At 63.9% G+C, this 24,184-nt stretch carries 26 protein-coding genes; all 26 read left to right on the top strand.

The window, feature by feature from the left end; all coding sequences use genetic code 11:
- Positions 1-5: 5 nt before the first annotated feature.
- On the top strand, positions 6-593 hold the full coding sequence (locus LK434_RS05125; protein WP_006720306.1) for a hypothetical protein: 588 nt from the start codon (positions 6-8) through the stop codon (positions 591-593).
- Positions 594-596: 3 nt separating this feature from the next.
- On the top strand, positions 597-5,375 hold the full coding sequence (locus LK434_RS05120) for an Ig-like domain-containing protein (protein ID WP_227917891.1): 4,779 nt from the start codon (positions 597-599) through the stop codon (positions 5,373-5,375).
- A gap of 69 nt (positions 5,376-5,444) precedes the next feature.
- Entirely contained in the window at positions 5,445-5,738 is a 294-nt protein-coding gene (locus LK434_RS05115) for a WXG100 family type VII secretion target (RefSeq protein ID WP_040360538.1), read from the top strand.
- A gap of 73 nt (positions 5,739-5,811) precedes the next feature.
- Positions 5,812-10,122, top strand: coding sequence for a type VII secretion protein EssC (essC, locus tag LK434_RS05110; RefSeq protein ID WP_006720310.1), 4,311 nt, complete (start codon positions 5,812-5,814; stop codon positions 10,120-10,122).
- Between the two features lie 56 nt (positions 10,123-10,178).
- Positions 10,179-11,627: a hypothetical protein gene (locus LK434_RS05105; RefSeq protein WP_040360539.1), complete on the top strand. Its 1,449-nt coding sequence runs from the start codon at positions 10,179-10,181 to the stop codon at positions 11,625-11,627.
- A gap of 25 nt (positions 11,628-11,652) precedes the next feature.
- Positions 11,653-12,624: a hypothetical protein gene (locus tag LK434_RS05100; protein ID WP_227917890.1), complete on the top strand. Its 972-nt coding sequence runs from the start codon at positions 11,653-11,655 to the stop codon at positions 12,622-12,624.
- A 36-nt stretch (positions 12,625-12,660) separates the two neighbouring features.
- Positions 12,661-12,978: a DUF4176 domain-containing protein gene (locus tag LK434_RS05095; protein ID WP_006720314.1), complete on the top strand. Its 318-nt coding sequence runs from the start codon at positions 12,661-12,663 to the stop codon at positions 12,976-12,978.
- 3 nt (positions 12,979-12,981) lie between these two features.
- Complete coding sequence (locus LK434_RS05090; RefSeq protein ID WP_006720315.1) at positions 12,982-13,290, top strand: WXG100 family type VII secretion target; 309 nt, start codon at positions 12,982-12,984, stop codon at positions 13,288-13,290.
- Between the two features lie 42 nt (positions 13,291-13,332).
- Positions 13,333-13,809 carry a hypothetical protein gene (locus LK434_RS05085; protein WP_006720316.1) on the top strand — a complete coding sequence of 159 codons (477 nt, stop codon included), beginning with the start codon at positions 13,333-13,335 and terminating at the stop codon, positions 13,807-13,809.
- Positions 13,810-13,840: 31 nt separating this feature from the next.
- The gene (locus tag LK434_RS05080; protein WP_050754943.1) at positions 13,841-14,158 is read left to right on the top strand and encodes a DUF4176 domain-containing protein; all 318 of its coding nucleotides are present in this window, start codon (positions 13,841-13,843) and stop codon (positions 14,156-14,158) included.
- Positions 14,155-14,793, top strand: coding sequence for a hypothetical protein (locus LK434_RS05075; protein WP_227917888.1), 639 nt, complete (start codon positions 14,155-14,157; stop codon positions 14,791-14,793). The genes LK434_RS05080 and LK434_RS05075 overlap by 4 nt, the downstream gene beginning before the upstream one ends.
- Before the next feature lie 355 nt (positions 14,794-15,148).
- The gene (locus tag LK434_RS05070) at positions 15,149-15,430 is read left to right on the top strand and encodes a ubiquitin family protein (RefSeq protein ID WP_006720320.1); all 282 of its coding nucleotides are present in this window, start codon (positions 15,149-15,151) and stop codon (positions 15,428-15,430) included.
- Between the two features lie 12 nt (positions 15,431-15,442).
- Complete coding sequence (locus LK434_RS05065; protein WP_006720321.1) at positions 15,443-16,675, top strand: FHA domain-containing protein; 1,233 nt, start codon at positions 15,443-15,445, stop codon at positions 16,673-16,675.
- 398 nt (positions 16,676-17,073) lie between these two features.
- Entirely contained in the window at positions 17,074-17,628 is a 555-nt protein-coding gene (gene rplE, locus LK434_RS05060) for a 50S ribosomal protein L5 (RefSeq protein WP_006720323.1), read from the top strand.
- A 91-nt stretch (positions 17,629-17,719) separates the two neighbouring features.
- Entirely contained in the window at positions 17,720-17,905 is a 186-nt protein-coding gene (locus LK434_RS05055) for a type Z 30S ribosomal protein S14 (protein WP_039910329.1), read from the top strand.
- Positions 17,906-18,034: 129 nt separating this feature from the next.
- A complete protein-coding gene (gene rpsH / locus LK434_RS05050) occupies positions 18,035-18,433 on the top strand; it encodes a 30S ribosomal protein S8 (protein ID WP_006720325.1) in 399 nt (132 codons plus the stop codon).
- A gap of 34 nt (positions 18,434-18,467) precedes the next feature.
- On the top strand, positions 18,468-19,004 hold the full coding sequence (rplF, locus tag LK434_RS05045; protein WP_006720326.1) for a 50S ribosomal protein L6: 537 nt from the start codon (positions 18,468-18,470) through the stop codon (positions 19,002-19,004).
- 68 nt (positions 19,005-19,072) lie between these two features.
- Positions 19,073-19,435 (top strand): 50S ribosomal protein L18, encoded by a 363-nt coding sequence (rplR, locus tag LK434_RS05040; RefSeq protein WP_006720327.1) that lies wholly within the window; start codon positions 19,073-19,075, stop codon positions 19,433-19,435.
- Between the two features lie 11 nt (positions 19,436-19,446).
- Positions 19,447-19,977, top strand: a complete 531-nt coding sequence (rpsE, locus tag LK434_RS05035; RefSeq protein ID WP_006720328.1) for a 30S ribosomal protein S5 — start codon at positions 19,447-19,449, stop codon at positions 19,975-19,977.
- Between the two features lie 2 nt (positions 19,978-19,979).
- The gene (rpmD, locus tag LK434_RS05030) at positions 19,980-20,159 is read left to right on the top strand and encodes a 50S ribosomal protein L30 (protein ID WP_006720329.1); all 180 of its coding nucleotides are present in this window, start codon (positions 19,980-19,982) and stop codon (positions 20,157-20,159) included.
- 2 nt (positions 20,160-20,161) lie between these two features.
- Positions 20,162-20,611, top strand: coding sequence for a 50S ribosomal protein L15 (gene rplO, locus LK434_RS05025; RefSeq protein WP_006720330.1), 450 nt, complete (start codon positions 20,162-20,164; stop codon positions 20,609-20,611).
- The gene (gene secY, locus LK434_RS05020) at positions 20,605-21,891 is read left to right on the top strand and encodes a preprotein translocase subunit SecY (protein ID WP_006720331.1); all 1,287 of its coding nucleotides are present in this window, start codon (positions 20,605-20,607) and stop codon (positions 21,889-21,891) included. The genes rplO and secY overlap by 7 nt, the downstream gene beginning before the upstream one ends.
- Before the next feature lie 19 nt (positions 21,892-21,910).
- Positions 21,911-22,537 (top strand): adenylate kinase, encoded by a 627-nt coding sequence (locus LK434_RS05015; RefSeq protein WP_006720332.1) that lies wholly within the window; start codon positions 21,911-21,913, stop codon positions 22,535-22,537.
- Positions 22,534-23,322 (top strand): type I methionyl aminopeptidase, encoded by a 789-nt coding sequence (gene map, locus LK434_RS05010; RefSeq protein WP_006720333.1) that lies wholly within the window; start codon positions 22,534-22,536, stop codon positions 23,320-23,322. Before LK434_RS05015 ends, map begins: the two co-directional genes overlap by 4 nt.
- Positions 23,323-23,682: 360 nt before the next feature.
- A complete protein-coding gene (infA, locus tag LK434_RS05005) occupies positions 23,683-23,901 on the top strand; it encodes a translation initiation factor IF-1 (protein ID WP_009141477.1) in 219 nt (72 codons plus the stop codon).
- A gap of 155 nt (positions 23,902-24,056) precedes the next feature.
- Complete coding sequence (rpmJ, locus tag LK434_RS05000; RefSeq protein ID WP_006363204.1) at positions 24,057-24,170, top strand: 50S ribosomal protein L36; 114 nt, start codon at positions 24,057-24,059, stop codon at positions 24,168-24,170.
- The last annotated feature ends 14 nt before the right edge of the window (positions 24,171-24,184 follow it).

Raw genomic sequence — 24,184 nt, 5'->3', positions numbered from 1 at the left:
GTGCGATGAATGCGGATCTGTTCGGCGTGATCGCCGTTGTGGGTTTTGGGCTTGCCGTGGTGTTTGCGGTGGCGGCGGCCGCGTATGGCGTGACCCATCATGTTCGTGAGGTGCGCGACGAGCTGACGGGTCGTGCGGCGGCTCGCGCCATTGAGGAGCTGCGCTCGGGGCACCGTGCCATGGGCGCCCCGGTGTCGGCGGCACCGGGTGGCCGTGCGCCCGGTGTGCAAAGCGGTAGCCTGCAGGTGAGGCACGGGGCCACCTCCATTCCCCTGACGGCTGAGGCCCCTACGGCGGTGCGCGAGTCCAAGGCTGCCTTGGGCGATGACGGTGCGGAGGGGGATTCCTCGGAGGCCGGAACCACGCTGCTGGGCGCCATCGCCAAGGAGGGCGCCTCCGAGCTGGGCACCACGTTGCTTGCCGGCAAGGGGAGTGCGCCGGTTTCCGAGGCGGGCACCACGCTGTTGGGTGCCGATGAGCCCGCGACGGCCTCGGAGGAGCACACCACGTTGCTGCAAGGTCTTGCCTCCGCACAGGGCGAGCCGGCGTCCGAGTTCGTGACTGCGCGGCTCGGCAAAAAAGAAGGTGAATAGCACATGCACAAACGTGTGATACCTGCTCTGGTGCTTTGCGCCGCGCTGTTGGGCGCGGCGACGCCGTTGGCCTGGGCCGCCCCGGCAGCCTCGGGCGCGGCGGACGAGCATGTTTCCACTGCCAACACGCCTTCTGATAACGCCGATGCGGACCGCCCCGGCTCCGATGCCGCCGACCCAGCCGATGCGCAGATTACGGACATCGCTGTGCTCGGGGTCGATCATGAGCCGATCGACATCAAGGGTGCCTGGCTGCACGATAAGACGCTGGCGGTCGTGAGCCCGGGATTGTCCGTCTCCTGCACGGTCGACGAAGAGCTGCGCGAGCAGATGGACGAGATCCATCTGGTGGTGGATAAGGTTGAGATCCCCGTTCAGGAGCCGCAGCACCCACAAGAGCCCGCGCCAAACCATTTCGTGTTCGATTTTGATGCGACGACGTGCAGGGCGGACGTTGTCGATTTGAGCCGCGTGACTGTTCGGGTACGGGACGTCAAGGGCAAGGAAGTCACCTCCGCGCCCTTGTCCGAGTTGCCGCTGTTCAAGGATGCCTCAATCGAGCGCATTCGTTTCGTGCGCACGGATGAGGAGGATGCGCTTCCGGCGGCATGGGTGCTGCTCGGCGGTAAACCAGCTGGAGCGGACGCTGACGGTGTGGTGTATACCAATGCCGCCTCCGTGGAGGTGAGTGCCCGCATTGCCGACCCGCTGTTCGAGGCGCTGCGCGATGCCGCGTGGTTTGAACAGCATCCTATTTCCGCCGTGCTTGACGGCGCTGCCCAAACGCTCGACCCTGCGACGCTCACGGGTTCAGGCCGCGGCTCAAGGCGGCGGTTTGAGAGCGCCGTGCTTGCCACATGGGATGCGGAGGGCCGCCATACGGCAAGCGTATCCTACACGGGTGCGAGCCTGGCTGCCGAGCAGCAAAAGCCCATGCAGCTCGAGGCGTCCGACAGCGTTTCGGTGGTAATCGACCGTACGGCGCCCGCTGCGGCCTCGGTGCGGGTCAAGGGCAGCTACGACGCCGACAGCGAAGTGGCGCAGATCCCCGGCCAAGACGGCAAGCCCGCCTACGACGTTCTGTTTGGCGGCAAACGCACGCTCACGCTCTCGCTTGCGGACGCCCCGGCGGCGGAAGGCATCGAGGCGTCCGGCGTGGCGGGCTATACGCTCACCTTGGTGCGGCACGACAAGATCGACGGCACGGGAGCCTCTGTAACCGAGACGCTCACTGAGCGCGATTATGCCATCGGCAACAACGGCACCGTTGAAATTCCGCTTGAGGACGCGGGCACCTATATCCTGGGCGAGGCGACGCTGACCGTGCGCGACCGTGCGGGTGACACGAGCGCCTCTATTTCGCTGGCGAGCATCGCGGGCGATGTCACCTTCGATCGCATCGCCGTGGAGAACGCGGACGCCCCGGCGCCCAACCAGGGTTTTGGCATTGAGATTGGCCCCAAGGGCTCGGCGGGCAACGACCGCTATTACCAGGATGACCAGGTACAGGTGACGCTGTGGGGCGGCGGCTGGCGCTTCGGTCTGTTCAAGATGACGCCGGCGTTTCGCCGGGCGGTGCAGGCCCGCTATGTTTCGTGGAAGGGCGAGGAGATCCTTGCCTCTAAGGATGTCCAGCCCACCTTCGTCATGAATGATGCCACCGGTCGTTACGAGGCGGTGCTCACCTTGCCGCTCGACCCCGACGGCGGCGTACGTGACGGTTTGTATGAGGTGTCATTTAGAGGCAGTAATTTGAGCTCCTCGGTCTCCCGCGAGTTCATGGTGGACACGACGGCCCCTGCGGTGACGGATGCCTATATGGATGCCCGGCCCGACCCCGCGCGCGATGTCGCGGCGCTGGACGGCAGGGGCCGTCTGGCGGTGGGCGGGGCGCGCACGCTACATCTGCGCGTGCAGGATTTGCAGCCGCGCGGCGAGGGCGATGCCCCGGCGGACGTACAGGGCTCGCAAGAAGACAACACGGCCGGTTTGGACGAGCACGCCCTGACTGCCTATGTGGAGCGCCTGCTCGACTTGGCCGGCCTGCACGCCCCGACGATGCAACGCGCGCTCACGGTGGACGAGCATGGTTGGGTTTCGATCCCCTTGACGGACGAGGGCGTTTACAACTTGGCCGACCTGCAGCTCGTGTTGCCGGATAACGCCGGCAACGGCCGCGGTGATCGTTTGCGTGCGAGCGACGTTGCCACGTGGGGCGTCGATGGCATCTTGGTGGACGCCGATGACACCCTGCCCTCCGTGCAGCTGAGCGTGGTGGATGCGCCCGGCACCCCGTCGTCTAAGGATGCGGCGTACCACCGCGGTGCCGTGCATGTTACGGCCAGCATCGAGGATCGCTGGTTCGAGGCACGCCGCGCTCTGCCCACAAGCGATGGCCTGCTGTCCATCAACACCCTGCAGCGGCCGGGCGAGCTTGCCGGTTCCGCCTTGCCCGCGCTGGCGCTTGCGGATTTCACCCACCTGCCGGATTCCGATACATGGAGCGCCCGCTACGAGCTGCCTCGTACGCATGAGCTCGCCCATGCGCTGCCGCTCGAGGGCATGTATCGGCTGGAGCTGGGGTATCGAGCGCTCTCGGGGACCGTGTGCCCGGCATCTCCTGTGGAATTCGGCATCGACTACACCGGTCCGTCCTTCGGCGAGCTGGCGCTTTCCGTGAGCGAGCCCTACGAGTGGGGCTGGGTATTTGCGCCAGAGTCCGAGCACATCACGCTGGCGGTGAGCGATAACCTTTCGGGCGTGGAGCCCGCCTCTGCCGCGCTGTCCGTGGCGGGAACGGCGACCCCGGAGTTATCGTATGAGCCTGCCGATGAGGCTAACAACGGCCAGTTCCGGCTGACGCTGACCGGCGATGCGCAGCGCCTGGTGTTCGAGGGCACGCGCCTGGGCGTGGAGGATCGGGCCGGCAACGTGGTCGATTCCGGCTCCCTTGCCCTGCGTGCGGGCACCGATTTGCCCAAGGACGCCCTGGGCGTGTGCATCGATGCGAGCGCCCCTGAGCTTTCGATTGCCTACGACAACAACGACGCCGCCAACGGCATGTACTACAAGGCTCCCCGCACGGCCACGGTGACGCTCGTCGAGCCCAGCTTTGATTTGATCCGCGCGTCCGACCCGCATCGCGAGGTCGTGCAGGTGGAGCGCAATGGCTCCGCCACCTCGGTTGTGGCCGAGGACTTTGAGAACCCCTCGGGTGACGGGGCGACCTGGATCGCCACGGTGGCGTGCGATTCCGATGCCGATTGGGCGCTTTCCGCCTCGATTGAGGATATGACGGGGCGTTTGGCGCAGGTTGCACGCGAGGAATTCGTGGTGGACACGGCCGCACCGCGTATCATGGTCGAGTTCGACAACAACGACGTCGCCAACGGCATGTACTACAAGGCCCCGCGCACGGCCACCGTCACGGTGGACGAACGCAACTTCGACGCGGCGCAGTCCGGCGTCACGGCGTGGGCCAAAGATGTTTCGGGTGCTGCGGTGGGTGCACCGGCGGCGTCCGCATGGTGCGAGCGCGAGCCGCGCGCGGTTCAGGATGCCGTCATCTCGTTTACCGGCGAGCTGCATTATGGCTTCACCGTACAGGCGACCGATTTGGCCGGCAACGCCGCCGAGGTGTTCGAAGAGCCCGAGTTCGTGATCGACCTCACGGCGCCGGCGCTTGCCATCTCGGGCGTCGAGCACCATGCGGCGTACGCGGATGCGGTGCAGCCGTCCATCAGCTACGCCGATGTGAACTTCGACCCGCTCTTTGCGACCTATGAGTTGGTTGGTGCTGCTCAGGGCAACGTGTATGCGCCGGCCGGCGAGGAGGAGCTGCCAGGTCAAAAGACCGTGCACTACGAGGATTTCGAGCATGTTTTGGAGCGCGATGACATCTATACCCTGACGGCGCGCGTCGACGATCTTGCCGGTAATTCGGCCGAACAGGCCGTGACCTTCTCGGTCAACCGTTTTGGGTCGACCTATTACTTTGCCAATCCTGGCAGCGACGTTGCCGGCAAGTTCTTGGCCGCACCGCAGGGTGTGGACATCGTTGAGGTCAACGTGAGCGGCCTCGATACCGGTCGCACCCACGCTGAGCTCGTGCACGACTCGCGCACGCAGGCACTCAAGGCCGGCGCGGACTATGAGTTGGTCGACGGCTCGACGGGCGGATGGAGCGCGACCACGTATCGCTTTGGGCAGCAGCTTTTTGATGAGGACGGCTTCTATCGCATCTTGCTCACCTCGCGCGACCGTGCGGGCAACCTGTCGCAAAACACCATGGACGGCAAAAACGCCACGCGCGACGGCGCTTTCGAGGTCAAGTTCGCCGTCGACACCACGGCGCCGGTGGCAGGCCTTGCCGGCATCGGCTCTCGCGGGGTGTATCTTGACCCGCAAAAGCAGGTGCATGTCGACGCGCACGATAACGTCGAACTTGCGAGCGTGGCGCTCACGGTGGACGGTCGCGACGTCCAAGCTTGGGATGCCGCCGACCTTGTCAACGGTGCGCCCACGTGGCAATTGCCGGCCGATGCCGAGCCCCATACCTACGAGCTTGCCGTCACGGACCGCGCGGGCAACACGGCGTATGCCCGCTACGAGGACGTGGTGGTCACCGGCGATTGGATCTCATTCATCCTCAACACACCTCGCCTGCTGTTTGGCACCGTGGGCGGCGTGATTCTCGCGGCAGGCGCCGTCGTTGGCGTGAGCTGGGCGCTGTGGCGTCGCGCCAGGCGCATCCGCGAGCTGAGGGAGCGGCTCAATTCATAACGGGCCGTGCACCACATGTGGAACCGCGCCGTTCAAGATGGACGGCGCATGAGAGAAAGGAAGTTTCTCATGGCAGGTCAGATTAGGATTACCCCGGATCAGATGCGTTCTCGCGCCGGTGAGTACCGGGTCGAGGCCGACAACGTGGGCAACGTGATCAGCCGCATGGACAGCCTGCTGTCCGCGCTGCAAAGCGAGTGGGAAGGCGAGGCGTCCAACGCCTATGCGTCCCGCTTCGAGGAGCTGCGTCCCAGCTTCGTGCGTGCCCAGGAGCTCATCACCGAGATCGCCCAGAGCCTCGACTCCACCGCCCAGGCGCTGGAGGAGACGGACGCGAATATCGCAAGCGCATTCCGCGGGTAGGAACTGACCGCACGGGTGGCCGCGCCGCAACGTCGCGCGCGGCCACCCCAGGTGGCAAGGGGAACGTATCGCCATGGCAGAGCAACATGCATCAACCATGCAGCCTGAGGCGCGGCAGTTCCGCGTCGTGGGCTTCGCCGACGATTTCAGCTGTGTGATCGGGCGCTCGCCGGACGCCGAGATCCGCTACGAGGCCCCCGAGGTCTCGGGCGGTCACGCCCGGCTGACCCTGCGCGGAGATGCGTTCACGGTGGAGGACTTGGGCTCCACCAACGGCACGCTCGTGAACGGTCGGGCACTGCCCGCCCGCACGCCGCTACGGCTGCGCGCGGGCGACGTGGTGCAGATCGCGGCGTTCAAGTGCATGGTGGGCAACCGCTACGTGGTGGCCAACTGTCGCCGGAGCGTTCCGTTGGAGGCGTCCATCGAGGTCGCTCGCCCCATTGAGCACGCCGCGTTCAGGGCGGCAAGCCCCGACCCCGTCGAGCCGACGGGGGAGGAGCACCTGTTTTATCCCGCCCCGCGCCTGATGCATTCGGTGCATCGGCGCGCCTTTTCCGTGGATGGCCCTCCGCCCGGCAGGAAGCGCGATGAGTCCCCGGCTATTATGCAGCTCGGCCCCTCATTCATCATGGGCCTGGCCTCGGTATTCATGGTGGCGAACACCGTCTCGCGCCTGATGGCCGGGGCGGATGTGACGTCCACGCTGCCCATGCTTGCCATGTCGATCTCCATGATCGCGGGCATGCTGGTGTGGCCGCTCGTGTCCAGGCGCTACGAGCGCCGCCGCGACGAGCGCGAGGAGGCACGGCGCGAGAGCACCTACACCGACTACCTCAACGCCATCGAGCACGCTCTGCAGCAGGAGTGCGCCGTGCAGGGCGGCGTGCTGGCCGAGAACCGCGTGACCGTGCCGGCGCTGCTCGACCGCGCATCGACGCTGTCGCCCGAGCTCATGAACCGCACAAGCGCGCACAGTGACTTCATGGACCTGCGCGTCGGCACGGGCGATCTGCCGCTGGAGGCCGACGTCCGCTGGCCTGCGGAGCAGTTCGCGGTCGACCGCGACCGACTGCTGGCGAAAGTCATCGAGGCATCGCACCGCCCGCCGTTCCTGGCAGGCGTGCCGCTGGCCTTCAACCCGGCCGAGCACTACGTGGCGGGCGTTGTGGGTCCCACTGAGCGGGTATGGGCCTTTGCGCGCGGCCTGGTGGTGCAGCTGTGCGCGCTCATGAGCTACCAGGACGTGAAGCTCATGCTCGTGGCCGATGCGGGCGAGGAGGTCGAATGGGGCTGCATGCGCGCGTTGCCGCACCTGTTCGACGACGCGGGCCGGACCCGCTTTTTGGCTACGGGCCCTGAGGGGCTCATGGGGCTCACCATGCACTTGGAGCGTGAGCTCGAGCGTCGTGGCGCGCAGCGCGGCGAGGAGGCGCTGGAGGCCGGCCCGCGCTACGTTGTCCTGTGTGCCAACAAGGCCCTGACCGATCCGTCCGACACGATCGGGCGGCTGGCGCGCCTGCGCGCGTACCGGGGGGTCTCTCTCATCTTCATGGGCGACGAGCTCAAGGACCTGCCGCGTGAGTGCGCCTACGTCATCGACCTCGCTGGCGCGGTGGCTGGCGAGGGTGGCGCCTCCCAGCCGGGCGCGTGCATGTTCGACCGCGCCGATGTCTCGGGCACCATGCTGCCGTTTTCCAGCGACATCGGTGTTTCCCCGCAGGACATGGAGGCTTTCGCGCGTTGCATGGCGCGCGTGCACTTGGACATGCCCGGCCAGCGCAGCACGCTGCCGGCGTCCCTGGGCTTTTTGGAGATGTTCGAGGCGGGCAACGTGGGGCAGCTGGGGATCGCCGCGCGTTGGGCCGCAGCGGACGCCTCGCGCACGCTCCAGGCCCCGGTGGGCGTGGACGCGCAAGGCGAGCCGGCCATGCTCAACCTGCACGAGAAGGTCCACGGCCCGCACGGCCTGATTGCGGGTACCACGGGCTCGGGCAAAAGCGAGTTCATCATCACCTACGTGCTGTCCCTGGCGGCGTGCTACCCACCCGACCAGGTGGCCTTCGTGCTCATTGATTACAAGGGCGGCGGCCTGGCCGGCGCCTTCGACAACGAGCGCTTCCGCTTGCCGCACCTGGCCGGTACCATCACCAACTTGGACGGCGCGGCGATCTCGCGCAGCCTCGTGTCCATCAAAAGCGAGCTCAAGCGCAGGCAGGACGCCTTCAACCGCGCCCGCGAGGCCACGGGTGAGGCCACGATGGACATTTACAAGTACATCTCGTACTACCTGCGCGGGGTGCTCTCCGAGCCGATCCCGCACCTGTTCATCGTGGCCGATGAGTTTGCCGAGCTTAAGCAGCAGGAGCCGGAGTTCATGGACGAGCTCATGAGCGCCGCGCGCATCGGCCGTTCCCTGGGCGTGCACCTCATCCTGGCCACGCAGAAGCCCTCGGGTGTGGTGAACGACCAGATCCGCTCCAACATGCGCTTCAAGGTCTGCCTCAAGGTGGCCGACGCCGGTGACTCCAAGGAGATGATCGGCCGTGCGGACGCCGCCGAGATTCGCGAGCCGGGGCGTTTCTACCTGCTGGTGGGCTTCAACGAGTACTTCACCGGGGGCCAGGCGGCCTACGCCGGCGCCCCCTACGCGCCGGTGGAGCGGTTCGCGCCCAAACGCGACGACGCCGTGGAGCTCATCGACGACGAGGGTACCCCCGTCGCATCTGCCCGTCCGGCAGCGGTGGCAGTCAAAAGCGGCCTGTCCGAGATCAATGCGGCGTTGGGCGAGATTCAGCGCCAGGCGTCCGGGCAGCGGCTGGCCGCAGCGCGGCTATGGCTGGATCCCCTGCCCGACTGGTTGGGGCTTGCGGAGCTCGAGGGGCGCTACGCCGGCGAGCTCGAAGCGGCGCGTATGGACAATGGATTTGCTGCTATGCTGGGTGAAATCGATATGCCTGCCGAGCAGCGACGGGCTCCTCACATTGTTGATTTCCGTCACAATGGCAACCTGATGATATATGGCGCCCAGGGGACGGGTACCGATGAGCTTATCGCTACGGCGATCTGTTCGTTGGCGCGAGGCTATTCAGCGGAAGAGTTCTCCTTCTATGTGCTTGATTTTGATGCGGGGATGCTGAGTTGTTTGCGCGCCTTGCCATGTTGCGGTGGCATTGTGTTGCCGGGGAATGACGAATTGGCACGCAACCTCTTTAAGATGCTCGAAGAGGAGATAGTTGTTCGTCGGGGTCGCATAGCTTCTGGGGCGCGTTGGGGGCACGAGCCCAGCATCGTTGTGGCGATCGCAAACCTTGCAGCGTTTTATGAGGCCTATGCTGATCTCGAAGATCGGCTCAACGCCCTGGTGCGCGATGCCGCTCGATACGGTATCTACTTTGTGGTTACTGCAACGGGCGCAACGGTACCGCGACTGCGTTTCCGTTCCGCGTTCTCGATGAGCATTACGACGGTACTAAACGATGAAGGGGACTATGCGACCATCTTTGGGCATCGACCTGATGTGAAGGTTGCAAAAGGGAATATGCGCGGCGTCGCGCAGCGTGACAAAAGCTTGTATGAGTTTCAGGGCGCGGATTTCTGCGATAAGAACCAAACAGCAGCCGAGGCAATTGCCGCACTTGCTTCTAGGTTGAGCATGGAAAACGGTGGAGCTCAAGCAACTACGATTCCCGTGCTGCCCGATGCGGTGACGGAGCGGGATATGTCTGAGGCGCCGAGTGCCTATTCTGTTCCCGTCGGGTTTGCGCATGCAAGTGTTGCTCCGTTGTGGTTTGACCTTGAACGCCTTCCGAGCATGTTGGTTGTTTCGAATGAAATGACTCCGATTGGTGCGTATATGCGTGCAGTTTGTTCGTTGTTTGAGTCTGAGGGCATTCCGTATCGCGCGGTGGACCTGAGTGGGGAGTTGAATTCGCTTCCGCATGTGCTGAACGAACCTGAGGATATCGCATCGTTTGTGGACAGCCTCTCTGCCGATGCTGAGGCAGTGCCTCGGATGCTAATCCTGATGGATATCTCCTCCCTGCTTGGTTCGTTGCCGGTGGAGGCATCCAGAGCGCTTGCGGCATATGTGGCCCAGGAAAAGGGAAAGGGCAGAACGGGCGTTATCGCAACGAGCGAGATGTGGCGCATCCGGGGGAAATACGACGATTGGTTGAAGGCCCTTACGGCATACGGAAACGGCCTATGGATTGGATCTGGCGTGCTGGATCAGACGGTGTTCAAAGTGCCGCGCGCCCTGCCGGAGCATCGCCGTTCAATCCCCGCGTCTGAAGGGTTTGTGTTCCTACGCGGTGAGTCCATATGGACCCGTTTACTACAAGAGACGGCAGAAGGGGGGTGTGACGATGTCTCGGCGAGATGAAAGGCCAGTCGAGAGGAGACATATTGTGGAAAACCACTGCACTAAGGAGGTGCGCAGTGTTCGAGGTTGATGTTGAGACGTTCTCCGCGGCGGTCACCGATATTAAGAATGCATCAATGGACAAAGCGGACCTGGTCAATCGCCTCTCTCAAGAGAACATGAGCCTTACAAACCTGATGTCCGGTGCATGGGTTTCGGCGCAAGCCAGGTCGTTCAATGTGCTTGAACTCACCCTTCGTGCGTTGAGCAAGGGTCTTGAGGGTATGGCGGACACGTATGCATCGGCCGAAGAGTATCTCAAGGGCGATTTGATTCCCGCTCGTGACACTTTGCTTTCGTCCGTGTCGGCGCAGGCGGCTGTGAAGCAGCGGCTCATGTTCGAGGCGGGCAACAATGTCGATGGCTACTGCCAATACGCGAGCGATTCGGTGAAGGACGCGCAAAGCGGGGTTTCTATTGCCATTGATGCGCTTGCTGGATTGGACAATTCTTCTGCAATTGCCGCAGAGCTGAACGCGCTGTCTGGTGTTCTTCCGGGCAGGGTGCAAACGCTCCAGTCCGTTTCAGATGCCTATAGAACATACACGCAGTCTATTGAGACCTTTGAGTCCACCTATGGCGCGGCGCTTGCGCCTGAGAACTTCTTGACTGAGCAGATGGTCTCTCAGATAGAGGCAGAGATGGAGGCCGCAAGGGAAGAGGTTCTTGGCTCTGTCCCATTCCAAGTGTCTGGGATGTATGGGAATATAACGACGATTCTTTCGGGAATCGCGGGCGCGGCAGGCGAGGTCGACAAGCAGGACATCGCATTTTTGAAGACCGCGTTTGCATGTCTGGCGAATACCGGATTCGACAAAGGTGCGCCGTTGTTGGAGCGCGCGAGCGATGCGTGGCTGGGCTTCCGTCTGTCGAATAGCATCCATATCATTCCATCGAGTTGGAGTGAATTTGGGAGCATGGTAAAAAGTGATTTCATTGCGGGGGCGACCGATTGGATCAAGCCGGGCAAAAGGGCGGAAGCGGCTGGTGATGCTAAAGACTTCCTGAAGGCTGCTGGGGAGCAGGCGAAGGGCGTTATTGGCCATCAGAAGCTAGGAAAGGGTTTCGACGGTTCATTTAAAGCCATGTCATCCCTTGCTGATGACGCTGCGGGCGCAGTGAAAGGGCTCGGTTATCTTGGAAATGCGATCCAAGTCGTCGACACGCTGGGGCAGGCTGGTGCGGCGTACAATTCGACCGTTGGCGACACGAGTGACAAGATCGGCGCCGCGGCCGTTGAGGTTACAGAGGGGCTTGTCGAGTTCGGTGCTGGCGTTGGCGTTGGCGCCATGGTCGGCGCCATCGGTGGCCCTATCGGTATTGCTGCCGGCGCGTTTGTGGGCTGGGGCGTGGGCGAGTTAATCAAGATGGGTGAGGAGCATCTCGAAAAGACGGGCTTCAAGAAGGATCTTGCAAATAAGATATCTGACGGCATCGATGCGATAGGCAATTTCTTCGGCCTGTAGGTGCCGGCGGGAAAGGTGGTTTCACATGTTCGGGTTCCTGACGCGTCGCCACGCGGCGCAGGCGGCGGTCCCGCTGCCCCGGGTGCGCTTCACCAGCGAGGACCTCTTCGTGCTGCTGGGCGGGGCCGACGCCGGGCAGTTCGCGGTCGACGAGTACACGGTGGACTTCGACCGCTTGGACCGAGAGGGCATGGGGGTCTGGCGGCGGGCCATGGCCGCGCGCCTGGCGCCCACGGGCCTGGTCGACTCCGCGGGCGAGCCCTGCGACGCGTTGGCAGAGGCTCTCTACCCCCTGAACAAGCCGGGTGTCACGGTCGAGGACGGTTCTCCGCGTATGTCCGCGGGGGAGCGGGACGGCCGCACCGTGTCGGCCGCCTTCTACGAGGGGCGGGCGACGGCCCTGCGCCGGGAGCCCGGACGGCGCGGCGGCTTCACCGTCCACCCGCTGGGGGACCCCGCCGGGTGGGACGAGCGCTTCCGCGAGCTCGCCGGAATCCCGCCGATCGTTCCGGCGCCTGTACAAGAGAGGATTGTGTGTAGGCCGGACCCTAACATTGGAGAGTCGATTATACGAAATGACGTTGCGTACCTGCGCGCCCTATGCGCCAGGTACGGTAGCGACGGCAGGGCCCTATTCGGGTTCGCGGCGCGCCTCTCTTCCGATCGCGCACTCAGGCGCGAGGTGCGCTCGGTAGTTTCTGCCGACCTGCGCGATAGCACGTTTGATGAATCGCTTGGCTTCACAATCCCGACGCCCACGGGGGAGCAGTGGAGGACGAAGTGTTCGTTCGTTTTTCCATCGGCGGGAGCTTTCATGACCAGTGCGGGCGCGTTTAAATCGCCAGGAGAGATACCTGCCAGGTCGACGGATGGCTCGGCGATTAAATCGCCAGAGGAGAGGGGTTTCACCGAGTTCTCGGTTATCGACTTCGTTTCGGGCGGAACGCTGCTCGACTACATGTTCGACTTCTACGACTACCCCGAGGAGTTCAGGTAGGCCCGGGTGCGGCGGGCCGGTGGAGAAAGGACTGCAATGATCGCGAAGGAAGACTGGCTGCCGGTGGGCAGCGTTGTGATGGTGGAGGGGGCGCTGCGCCCGCTCATGGTCGCCGGCGTCATGGCGCTCGACGGAAAAACGAATCGATACTGGGACTATGTGGGCGTCCCGTATCCCGAGGGTCGCGCGGGATCGGATGAGGGGTATTTCTTCGACAAGGGCATGGTCGAGCGCTTGTGCCAGTTGGGATACCTCGATGACCGAGGTTACGCGTTTCAGGTATTTCTTGAGGCCAACACCCCGGCCTTCGAGCGGATGCGCGGCGAGGGTCGCGATGCGGATGAGGGTGAATGAGCCATGCTGCCCGGTGTGATCCGCCTCAACCGCGAGGAAAGCCTGCAGGCCATCGAGCGGTTCCAGTCGGAGGCCCGCGAGATCGCCAGCGTGTGCGAGCAGATCGGCATGGCGCGCGATGCGCTGGAGGGGTCTTGGAAGGGCCGGGCGGCCAGCCAGGCAAGCCTGACGTTCGAAGAGGTCGGCGGGTATCTGACTCAGGCGCAGGACGCTCTGCTCAGGCATTGCAACATGGTCGGCGACGGGGTGAGTACGCTTGCGGAGGCAGACGAGTTCATAGCATCCAAGCTGCGTGGGGGAGACTCGGAGTGACAGTCGCCCCATTGCTTGGATAACGGCTGATTGGGGAGATCTATGAGATTGGAACAGTTGCGTTCTGCGCTCGCGGAGCATGAGGGTGCGGAGCGTTTTTGGGAGGACCAGGCCGCCGGGCTCGGGGCCACGGTGTCCACGCTGGCGGGGCAACTTGACTACAAGCGGGGCCAATTGGCGCTGGCGCAGGCGGCCGACACGGAATGCGGGAATGTCGTCGATGCCGTGTCCCAGGTTGAGGACGATCTCCGCCAGCTCGGTGCGAACCTGGCGTCGGCGATCGGGGAGGACGTTTCAAGCGAGGTCGAGGCCATCGCTTCGGGGGACGCCGATACCGCGTCGGCCGCAAAGTCGGCCTGCGAAGCGCTGGTCGCAAGCCTGCAGCAGGAGATAGCGACCCTGGAGGGGTCGCTGGCAACGGCTCAGGGCAGCCTCAGCGCGGCAACCGCAAACGCAGCGTCCGCCCGAGCGAGGGCGAGCGCGGTTCGCCTACGTATCAGGAATTACTCGGAACGATAAGGTTCATTGCATATGAAGGAGGATGCTCTGCATGGTTACGACGGATGATTGGCTGCCGATTGGCTCGGTTGTGTATGTCGGTGGGTTCGAGGACCCGGTCATGATCGTCGGGTATCTCGGGAGCGACGCCGGTGGGGGCAAGGTGTGGGACTGCTTTGCCAGGCGGTACCCGTCTGGATGGTCGCCCGACGAGAGCGATGTCATGTTCGATCGCGATGCGATCGAGGGGGTTCTTGCCCTGGGATATCAAGACGAGCAGTTTGCCGCGCTGGTAGACCGCCTGGACGCGCTCGCGTCCGAGCTGAAGGGCGCCGCAGGCCCCGCCGGGGAAGGGGAGGCTGCCCGATGAGCGAGCCGATGGTGTACGAATTCGCGTTCGGCGAGGAGGAGTACCGCGCCTACGTGACGCTGCGCGACCGGGGGCTCATGCGCGTCGCCGGCCTGTCCACGGGGCTCCTGTTGTCCCCCGCGCTCCTGCTCGCGCCCTCCGCGCTCTCGGCTGGCGACGCGCGCGCCGCCCTGGCGTTCGCCGCCCTGGCGGTGCTGTCGGCGGGGTGTCTGGCGGCCGGCGTCGCGGGACGTGCCCCCTGGATCGCGTCCGCGCGGCGCCCGCAGGCCCGCGCCTACCTCGAGCGGCACGGCGCGCCCCGGGGCGGCGGCCCCTTCGGCCGGCGCGTCGTCTTGGGCGAGGACGGGGTCGGGCTGGCGTGCTGGCCGCCGGACGAGGACGCGGAGAGCGCCCTCGTGGTCGACGTGCCCTGGTCGGAGTGGCGCGCGGCGCGCTCTGGGCGCGAGGGGCTGCTCCTGGAGTGCCGCCGCGGCCGCGGCGGCGGGCTCAAGATGCTTTTGGGCTACAACATGCTCCTGCAGGCCGCGTCGCGCGACGGGCTGCGCGACGCCTTCGTCCCCGCCTCCGCCCTCGGCGGCGCCGACGCGCGCGAGCTCGCGCGCTGGGCGCAGGGCCGCATCGACGCCGCACGGTAGGCCGGCGGGGGCATCCGGTGAAAACGGTTCACGCGTGAGTCGCTCGCCGATAAAGGGTTCGCGTGCGAACCATCCGGCACGTAGAGGGTTCGGGTTTGGGCCGTCTGGAAGCGTTTTTGCGGTCTGGATGGTCTGAATCCGAACCCTTTATATGTCGGGTTGCCGGACGGTCCAAAACCGACCCCGCTGGTCGCGCGAACCCACGTAGACGATGCGACGATGCCCCATACGATGCCCCCGCACTTTGGTACGTTGCATCATTATCCAACAGCAAAAGGCGATTTCTGATTTTTGGAGGGGACGTGGCCGCATACGGGTATACACTGCCCATAAGGTCTGCTGCGGGGAGGCTTGGATGAAAGACAAAGTGCTGCTGAGTGTGCTGTTGCCGGCGACGGGGAGACGCTACGAGTTTCGCGTGCCGTACGATATGACGGTCGAGGACGCCGCGCGTATGATCTCCGAGCTGCTGGCCGCTCGCGAGCGCGAGCAATACGAGGCTAATCCGCAGGCGGACCTTGCCATTATCGACCCGTTGTCCGCGTGCCCGGGCAACATGCTCAACCCGCGCGATCTGATCCGCGTGCTCGTGGAAAACGGGGATCTGTCGGACGGCACGCTGGTTGCCGTGGCGTAAGGCGGACGGTTCATGGCGGGTATCAACATCAAGTACAGCGCCGCGCTCAACGCGCTCGTGCTCAAAGTGGGCAGGCGGGATGCGGTGAACTACCGCCTGCTGGCGCAGGCGGAGCAGGCGCAAAGCGCCTGCCTGTTGGAGGTGCACCAGGAAGGGGATCGCACCTTTTACTACAGCGTGGGCGCCCTCAAGCGTCTCGATGCACTCATGGCACTGCCGCTTTCGCTCGTGCAGTACCGCACGCTGCTGGAATCGCTGCGCGATGTGATGGAGCTGTGCGTGCGCGAGGGGCTGCCCCAAGGCAACATCTGCTTTGACCCCTCATGCGTATTCGTGGACGAGCGCGCCGCCCTGCACGTTGCGTTCGTGCCCTTCGAACGGGTGGATGGGACGAGTTCGGCACTGGAGCTGCTGGAATATATCAGTGGGCGCGCCGTTCGAATGGTGCTACCGCAAGACAAGGCCGTGCGCGACAAGGTAGCGGCGTTTGCCCGGAGTCGCAGCGTGCTGCCTGCGGCCGATTTCAACGCGTTTTTGACGGAGTGCTTCGGCGCCGGCGCCGCGAGCGAGCAGCTGGGCGCGTGTGGGTCGCGGCTGGGGTCTGGCATGCTCGCGGGATCGAGTTCGCTGGGCCGTACGTCCACGACCGCCGTGGACACGCATGTGATGACGGAGGCCGAGCGCGCGCAGCGCCCACGCACGAGCGGCTTGCTGGGAGCTTACGCCTCGGCGCGCGATGCGGATGCGGCGCACAGACCCATGGCGCTCGATCCCGTTGCCATGATGACGGGCGCGGCGCCACGACGCCACGTTGCCCATGGGGTCGCCACCGAGGTGGGCGGCATGGTGGATTCCGGTCCGCTTGCGCATGTTGAGGGGACCACGCTGCTGCGGCCACCTGAGCCGCCTGGGGATGCTGTCGCATCTGAGCCACCTGCCGATGAGCCGCCGCGCACGTCCGTTTTCGTGCTCGAGCGCCTGCGTGATCATGCGTGCTACGAACTGCCCTGCGCCCCGGTTGTGATCGGGCGCTCCGCGACGTGCGACATCGCGGTGGCGGGAAACGGCGCGCTGAGCCGGCGTCATGTGCGGCTTGATATGGCGGCGGGCCTGATCGAGGATCTGGGTTCGGCAAATGGCACGCAGGTGCGCGGGCAGCGCCTTGCGGCGCATGTGCCCGTCCCGCTTGCCGCAGGCGAGGAATTCATCTTGGCCGATGAGGCGTTTTTGGTGGCTATGCGCTAGCCGCTGTACGTTGCAGTGCCCGGGTGCGCGTGGCGCGTGGCGTGGTGGCCGTCAAGGGCCGCGGGTGCTGCGCGCGGAAGCGGGCAAAAGTTATGGAATCGCCTGCACAGATGAAGTTTTACTGGCGCATACGTGCGCATCGGCGTATAGTAACGAATGTTTTGTCGGCTCCTGCCGCGTTTCGTCATGTCGCAACCAGCCAGATGCGGCGTGCACGGCAGCAGGAGGCACGAGGCTAACCCATCCAAAAGGTTGGGCGAGCCAAGTGCCCGAGATTGCCTTGAAAGAGGAGGGTGCGCGCCTTGCGTGCGGCGCCCGACGATTGATGAGGCAAGGTCGGGTGCATGGTTCGTCCAAGAGGCCAACCCCGTGCTTAAAACCCCATTAAGGAGTGAACAATGGCTGAAAAGTACGTGCCGCGTCTCAAGACCAAGTACAACAACGAGGTCAAGCAGCTCATGCAGGACAAGTTCCAGTATGAGAACGTCATGATGATCCCCAAGTTCGAGAAGATCGTCGTGAACATGGGTGTCGGCGAGGCCGCCACCGATTCCAAGGCCATCGACGGCGCCGTCCGCGACCTGCGCGTCATCACCGGTCAGCAGCCCATGGTCACCCGCGCCCGCAAGTCCATCGCCTCCTTCAAGCTGCGCGCTGGCATGCCCATCGGCGCCAAGGTCACCCTGCGCGGCGACCGCATGTGGGAGTTCTTCGATCGCCTGACCTCCGTTGCGATCCCCCGTATCCGCGACTTCCGCGGTATCTCCGCCAAGTCCTTCGACGGCCGCGGCAACTTCTCCATGGGCGTGACCGAGCAGCTCATCTTCCCCGAGGTTGACTTCGACTCCGTCGATCACACCCGTGGTATGGACATCACCATCGTCACCACCGCCAAGACCGACGAAGAGGCCAAGGCCCTTCTCGACGCCTTCGGCTTCCCGTTCAAGAAATAGGTTCTTAAAGCCCTGGGGCCCACGGGCGGTGCGCGAAGAGCACGTGCCGCCCGTCCCAAGGCGCATATATCAATATGTGAGGAGGAAATAAGTGGCTAAGACATCGATGATCGTCAAGTGCAATCGCAAGCAGAAGTTCTCGACCCGCGAGTACACGCGCTGCCAGCGCTGCGGCCGTCCGCACTCTGTGTACCGCAAGTTCGGCCTGTGCCGTGTCTGCTTCCGCGAGCTGGCGCTCAAGGGCGAGCTTCCCGGCATCAAGAAGGCCAGCTGGTAAGTCACTGCCAGCGCGCGAGCCGCTCATTGATGCGGAACACGCGCACGGAAGACGTGTCCTATAGGCTTTTCCGCTAAGGGTGGGAGAGTACCGAGGACATGGACTCATCAAGAACGAAGGAGAATCCACATGAATCTCACCGACCCGATCGCAGATATGCTCACGCGCATCCGCAACGGCAATGCTGCGAACAAGGCCGAGGTCTCGATGCCGAGCTCCAAGAAGCTCGTCGAGATCGCTCGAGTCATCTACGAGGAGGGCTACATCGAGGGCTACACCGTTGAGGACACCGCCCCCGCCAAGACCCTGCACATCACCCTCAAGTACGGTCCCAAGAAGTCCAAGGTCATCAACGGCATCAAGCGCTACTCCAAGCCCGGTCTGCGCAAGTACGCCGGCGTGAAGGACCTGCCCCGCGTCCGCGGTGGCCTGGGTACCGCCATTGTTTCCACCAGCCAGGGTGTCATGGCCGACCGCGATGCTCGCAAGAAGGGCATCGGCGGCGAGGTCGTCGCCCTCATCTGGTAATTCGCTTAGGCGAGTAGAAGGAAAGGAGAACACCGTGTCTCGTATCGGTAAGAAGCCTGTCCAGATTCCCGCCGGAGTCGAAGTGGCAGTTGACGGCACGCACGTGACCGTGAAGGGCCCCAAGGGTACTCTTGAGGCCGATTTCTATGAGAAGCTCACCATCGAGGTCGCCGACGGCGTTTTGACCGTCTCCCGTCCCGACGACGAGCGTGAGACCCGTGCCCGCCACGGCCTCACCCGCGCCCTCATCCAGAACATGGTCACGGGCGTTTCCGAGGGCTACACCAAGGTCCTCGAGCTCGCCGGCGTCGGCTACCGTGTCCAGCTCAAGGGCAAGGACCTCGACCTGTCCCTCGGTTACTCTCACCCGGTGATCTACACCGCTCCCGAGGGCATCACCTTCGAGTGCCCCGACAACACCCACATCCACGTCAAGGGCATCGACAAGCAGCAGGTCGGCCAGGTTGCCGCCGAGATCCGTGCCAAGCGTCCGCCGGAGCCTTACAAGGGCAAGGGCATTCACTACTTGGGCGAGCACATCCGCCGCAAGCTCGGCAAGGCCGCTAAGTAGTAGAGCGCTTCCACGTCGTAAGACCAGCACCCCGTCAGGTGCTGGCAGGACTTCTTAAGGAGTTTCACATGAACAAGCAACAGGCAAAGCGCGCCGGCCTCAAGCGTCGTCAGCGCCGTGTCCGCGGCAAGATCTTCGGCACTCCCGCCCGTCCGCGTCTGCGCGTCGTGCGTTCCAACGCCAACATCTATGCCATGATCGTCGACGATACCAAGGGTCACACCCTGGTCTCCGCCTCCACGCTCGAGGCCGAGTTCGAGGGCACCAAGACCGGTAACAAGGAGGCTGCCGAGAAGGTCGGAAAGCTCGTGGGCGAGCGCGCCCTCGCAGCCGGCATCAAGACGGTTTCCTTCGACCGCGGTGGCCATATCTACCACGGTCGCGTCAAGGCCCTCGCCGACGGTGCCCGCGCCGCCGGTCTCGAATTCTAGGAGGTTAGAGCATGGCTCGTAATCAGCAGAAGCAGCAGCGCGAGGCCTCCGAGTTCGAGGAGCGCGTCGTTTTCATCAACCGCGTCGCCAAGACCGTCAAGGGCGGTCGTCGCATGAGCCTCGTGGCCCTCGTGGTCGTGGGCGATGGCAAGGGCAACGTCGGTCTTGGCATGGGCAAGTCCGCCGAGGTGCCGCTGGCCATCTCCAAGGCTTCCATCGACGCCAAGAAGAACATGTTCCACGTGCCCGTCACCGCTGAGGGCACCATTCCCCACGACGTCCAGGGCGAGTTCGGTGCCGCCAGCATCATCATGCGCCCCGCCGTCGAGGGTACCGGTGTTATCGCCGGTGGCGCCGTGCGTCCGCTCTTCGAGCTCGCCGGCATCAAGAACATCCTGTCCAAGTCTCTCGGTTCCGACAACGGCCTGAACATCATCAAGGCTGCTGCCGAGGGCCTCAAGCAGCTCTCCAGCCCCGAGGATGTCGCCGCCCGCCGCGGTCTCACCGTCTCCGAGATGTTCATCGGCAAGAAGGAGAACTAGGCATGGCTACCATCAAGATCAAGCAGGTTCGCAGCATCAACGGCTGCAAGGAGGACCAGCGCCGCACCGTGCGCGCCCTCGGCCTGCACCGCATCAACGACACGCGCGAGATCGCTGACAACGAGAGCGTCCGCGGCATGATCTTCAAGGTCAAGCACCTCGTTGAGATTGTAGAGGAGTAACAATGCAGCTTCATGATCTGACTCCGGCCGCGGGTTCCACCCACAGCCGTAAGCGCGTCGGTCGCGGCAACTCCGGCAAGGGCGGCACCTACGCCGGCCGTGGCCTCAACGGTCAGGGCTCCCGCTCCGGCGGCACCAAGGGCGCCGGCTTCGAGGGCGGCCAGACCCCGCTCGCGATGCGCCTCCCCAAGCTCCCGGGCTTCAAGAACCCCCGTCGCATCGAGTACACCGCGGTGAACGTCTCCACCCTCGAGGTGAAGTTCGAGGACGGCGCCGTTGTCGACGGTGCCTCCCTCAAGGCCGCCGGCATCACCAAGTCCGAGTTCGAGCCGGTCAAGGTGCTCGGTGACGGTGAGATCACCAAGAAGCTCACGGTCAAGGTCGACAAGGTCTCCGCTTCCGCGAAGGCCAAGATCGAGGCCGCTGGCGGAAAGGTTGAGCTCCCTTGCTAACTGGTCTAAAGAACACCTTCCGCATCAAAGAACTCCGCGGAAAGATTCTTTTTACCATCGCGATGCTCGTCGTGTACCGTATCGGTGCGCACGTTCCGGTGCCCGGCATCCCCTTCCAGGGGATGTCGGCCCTTTTTACATCCGCCGGTGACACGTTCGCCAGCGGCGCGATGGCCCTGTTGAATCTTTTCTCGGGCGGTGCGCTTTCCTATGTGTCCGTCTTCTCCCTGGGCATCATGCCCTATATCACCAGCTCCATCGTGATGCAGATGCTCCAGGCCGTCGTGCCGAGCCTGCACGAGCTGGCGCGTGAGGGCGAGGTTGGTCAGACCAAGATCACCCAGTACTCGCGCTACCTCACGCTCGCCTTGGCGCTTTTGAACTCCGTGGGTTACCTCTTCCTCTTCAAGAGCTTTGGTATCCAGTTCACCGGTGCCGAGGCCCCCGAGGTCATCTTCGACATCATGATCGTGGGCACGCTCACCGCGGGCGCCATGCTCATCATGTGGATCGGTGAGCTCATCACCCAGCGTGGCATCGGCAACGGCATGAGCCTGATCATCTTCGCCAACATCATGGCCGGCCTGCCGCAGGCCATCATCCAGTCCATGGACGGTGGTAGCGTCGCGATTATCACCACGCTCGTCGTCGTCTTGGTGATCCTGTGCGTCATCCCGTTCATCGTGTACCTCGAGCGCGGCCAGCGTCGCATCCCGGTGCAGTACGCCAAGCGCGTGGTGGGTCGTCGCATCATGGGTGGCCAGTCCACCTACCTGCCCATCAAGGTGAACACCGCGGGCGTCGTGCCGATCATCTTCGCGAGCGCTCTGCTGTACTTCCCGGCTCAGCTCGCCGTCTTCTTCCCCAACGTGGGTTGGATGCAGGCGTTTGCCGGCGCGCTCTCGAGCGGCTGGATCAACTGGATCTTGAACGTCGTGCTCATCGTGTTCTTCGCCTATTTCTACACGTCCATGGTGTTCAACCCGGACGAGACCGCGGAGAACCTCAAGAAGCAGGGCGGCTTTATCCCCGGCGTGCGCCCGGGCAAGCAGACCGCCAAGTACATCAAGAACGCACTCAACAAGATCACCCTGCCGAGCGCCGTGTTCCTGGCCCTCATCGCCATCGTCCCCTCGATCGTGTTCTCATTCACCAACAACGCCCTGATTCAGGCCTTCGGCGGCACCTCGGTGCTCATCATGGTCGGTGTGGTGCTCGATACGATCGACAAGGTCGAGAGCCAGCTCAAGATGTACGATTACGACGGTTTCTTCAAGTAGGACGTGTAAGGAGTCTCGCATGAACATCGTCCTGTTGGGCGCCCCCGGCGCCGGTAAGGGCACGCAGGCCCAGCGCCTTGTCGCCGATTTTGGCGTGGCGCACATCTCCACGGGCGACCTGCTTCGCGCGGCGGTCAAGGCTCAGTCCGAGCTCGGCGTCGCTGCCAAGAAGTACATGGATGCCGGTGAGCTCGTGCCCGATCAGCTTGTCATCGACCTAGTCAAGGAGCGCCTCGCCGCCGATGACGCCCAGAAGGGCTTCATCCTCGACGGCTTCCCGCGCAACACCACGCAGGCCGTGACGCTCGACACCGAGCTGTCCGCCATGGGCCGTGAGCTCGATGGCGCGCTGTTGGTCGATGTGCCGGCGGAGGTCATCGTCGATCGCCTGTCCTCGCGTCGCACCTGCCGCGACTGCGGTTACACCGCGGGTCCCGACACCCAGACGTGCCCCAAGTGCTCTGGTGAGATGTACCAGCGCGACGACGATAAGCCCGAGACCATCAAGAACCGTCTTGACGTGTACGAGAAGAACACCAGCCCGCTGGTGGAGTACTACCGCGGTCAGGGTATCCTCAAGGTCGTCGACGGCAACCGCGACATCGATGTCGTGTACGGCGATGTGAAGGCTGAGCTCGGTCTATGATTAAGATTAAGTCTGCGGCCGAGATCGAGCAGATGAAGAAGGCCGGAGCGCTGTCCAAGATGGCGCTCCGCCACGTTGGCGCCATGATTCGCCCTGGCGTATCGACGTTCGAGCTTGACCAGCTCGCCGAGCAGATCATCCGCATGCATGGCGGTACCCCCGCCTTTAAGGGCTACGGCGGGTTCCCCGGCTCCATCTGCGCGTCGCTGAACGACGCCGTGGTCCACGGCATTCCCAATCCCGACGTCATCCTGCGCGACGGCGACGTGATCTCCATCGACACCGGCGCCATCGTCGACGGCTGGGTGGGGGACAACGCGTGGACCTTCTACGTGGGCACCCCCAGCACCGAGGTCAAGGGCCTGTGCGAATGCACCTTGGATTGCCTCAAGGCCGCGATCGAGCAGGCCGTGCCGGGCAACCACATCGGCGATGTGGGCCATGCGGTCCAGACCCTTGCCGAGGGCAATGGCTACGGCGTGCTGCGCGATTACGTCGGTCACGGCGTGGGCCGCGCGATGCACGAGGATCCCAACGTGCCCAACTACGGCAAGAAGGGCCGCGGCGTCAAGCTGCAGGCCGGCATGGTCATCGCCATCGAGCCCATGATCACGCTCGGATCCAACCGCGTGCACACCGGTGCGGACGGTTGGCTCGTGAGCACCGACGACGGTCTGCCCGCCGCGCACTACGAGAACACGATCGCCATCACCAACGACGGCCCCGTGATTCTCACCCAGGACGCGCAGGGCCCCTGGTGCCCCATGTCCGGCGGTTCTATGTAGTCTGTCCGCTCGGGATCGGGCGTATATCGTCCGCTGCTCGGACAGTCCTGCGCAAGACGGAGCGTCCACTGGACGCTCCTTTGCGTGCGGAACTGCGCTCGGACGATATACGCCCGATCCCGAGCTACGAGTACATTCTCCGTAGGGGTCGGCCGGGCATTTACCTCCGTCGCGAGTTCTGCACGAGCCGAAGAGCCCAGTGGGCTCTTCGTGCGAGCAGGACTGTTCGAGCAGCGGAGGTAAATGCCCGGCCGACACCGGGCGGAAGAATTTGTGAAGCGATTGGGTAATACTCGATTGCCTGTTCTGCATGTAGTAACATGCACTGTTGCTGTCGTTTCTGAGAGAAAGATGCTGCACGTGAAGAAGGAAGACGCTATCGAGCTTGAGGGCACGGTCACCGAGCCGCTGCCGAACGCCATGTTTCGCGTCGAGCTTGAGAACGGTCATTCGGTTCTCTGCTCCATTTCGGGCAAGATCCGCATGAACTACATCCGCATCCTGCCGGGCGACAAGGTCGTGGTGGAGCTTTCCCCCTATGACCTCACGCGCGGTCGCATCACCTATCGCTATAAGTAGCGACACGCATTGCACATGCTTGCGAACCGAGAGGGGAGTGCTCTGCCCCGCCGGTTCGCGTACGTGTGTTCCAGCCATTCGTTATTAACGCCTGCGGCTGGGCGAGTAGATAACATTCCACCTTGTAGCTTGAGCACTACCCGAAAGGAAGAACGATGAAGGTACGCCCTTCCGTCAAGAAGATGTGCGATAAGTGCAAAATCATCCGCCGCCATGGCAAGGTGCTCGTCATTTGCGAGAACCCGCGCCACAAGCAGCGCCAGGGCTAAGAGAGGAGATCCAC

Origin of the sequence: Collinsella stercoris DSM 13279, assembly GCF_020735465.1 — a bacterium.
GTDB classification, from domain to species: Bacteria; Actinomycetota; Coriobacteriia; order Coriobacteriales; family Coriobacteriaceae; genus Collinsella; species Collinsella stercoris.
This window is presented reverse-complemented; position numbering and strand designations above follow the sequence as displayed.

Excerpts from the sequence above, each read along its gene's own strand:
- rpsE (WP_006720328.1), top strand. The coding sequence starts at position 19,447 with ATGGCTCGTAATCAGCAGAAGCAGCAGCGCGAGGCCTCCGAGTTCGAG.
- rpsH (WP_006720325.1), top strand. The coding sequence starts at position 18,035 with ATGAATCTCACCGACCCGATCGCAGATATGCTCACGCGCATCCGCAAC.
- LK434_RS05120 (WP_227917891.1), top strand. The coding sequence starts at position 597 with ATGCACAAACGTGTGATACCTGCTCTGGTGCTTTGCGCCGCGCTGTTG.
- LK434_RS05075 (WP_227917888.1), top strand. The coding sequence starts at position 14,155 with ATGAGCGAGCCGATGGTGTACGAATTCGCGTTCGGCGAGGAGGAGTAC.
- LK434_RS05065 (WP_006720321.1), top strand. The coding sequence starts at position 15,443 with ATGGCGGGTATCAACATCAAGTACAGCGCCGCGCTCAACGCGCTCGTG.
- LK434_RS05070 (WP_006720320.1), top strand. The coding sequence starts at position 15,149 with ATGAAAGACAAAGTGCTGCTGAGTGTGCTGTTGCCGGCGACGGGGAGA.
- rplR (WP_006720327.1), top strand. The coding sequence starts at position 19,073 with ATGAACAAGCAACAGGCAAAGCGCGCCGGCCTCAAGCGTCGTCAGCGC.
- essC (WP_006720310.1), top strand. The coding sequence starts at position 5,812 with ATGGCAGAGCAACATGCATCAACCATGCAGCCTGAGGCGCGGCAGTTC.
- rpmJ (WP_006363204.1), top strand. The coding sequence starts at position 24,057 with ATGAAGGTACGCCCTTCCGTCAAGAAGATGTGCGATAAGTGCAAAATC.
- rplO (WP_006720330.1), top strand. The coding sequence starts at position 20,162 with ATGCAGCTTCATGATCTGACTCCGGCCGCGGGTTCCACCCACAGCCGT.
- LK434_RS05095 (WP_006720314.1), top strand. The coding sequence starts at position 12,661 with ATGATCGCGAAGGAAGACTGGCTGCCGGTGGGCAGCGTTGTGATGGTG.
- LK434_RS05115 (WP_040360538.1), top strand. The coding sequence starts at position 5,445 with ATGGCAGGTCAGATTAGGATTACCCCGGATCAGATGCGTTCTCGCGCC.
- map (WP_006720333.1), top strand. The coding sequence starts at position 22,534 with ATGATTAAGATTAAGTCTGCGGCCGAGATCGAGCAGATGAAGAAGGCC.
- rplE (WP_006720323.1), top strand. The coding sequence starts at position 17,074 with ATGGCTGAAAAGTACGTGCCGCGTCTCAAGACCAAGTACAACAACGAG.
- LK434_RS05125 (WP_006720306.1), top strand. The coding sequence starts at position 6 with ATGAATGCGGATCTGTTCGGCGTGATCGCCGTTGTGGGTTTTGGGCTT.
- LK434_RS05100 (WP_227917890.1), top strand. The coding sequence starts at position 11,653 with ATGTTCGGGTTCCTGACGCGTCGCCACGCGGCGCAGGCGGCGGTCCCG.
- rpmD (WP_006720329.1), top strand. The coding sequence starts at position 19,980 with ATGGCTACCATCAAGATCAAGCAGGTTCGCAGCATCAACGGCTGCAAG.
- LK434_RS05080 (WP_050754943.1), top strand. The coding sequence starts at position 13,841 with ATGGTTACGACGGATGATTGGCTGCCGATTGGCTCGGTTGTGTATGTC.
- LK434_RS05085 (WP_006720316.1), top strand. The coding sequence starts at position 13,333 with ATGAGATTGGAACAGTTGCGTTCTGCGCTCGCGGAGCATGAGGGTGCG.
- LK434_RS05015 (WP_006720332.1), top strand. The coding sequence starts at position 21,911 with ATGAACATCGTCCTGTTGGGCGCCCCCGGCGCCGGTAAGGGCACGCAG.
- LK434_RS05090 (WP_006720315.1), top strand. The coding sequence starts at position 12,982 with ATGCTGCCCGGTGTGATCCGCCTCAACCGCGAGGAAAGCCTGCAGGCC.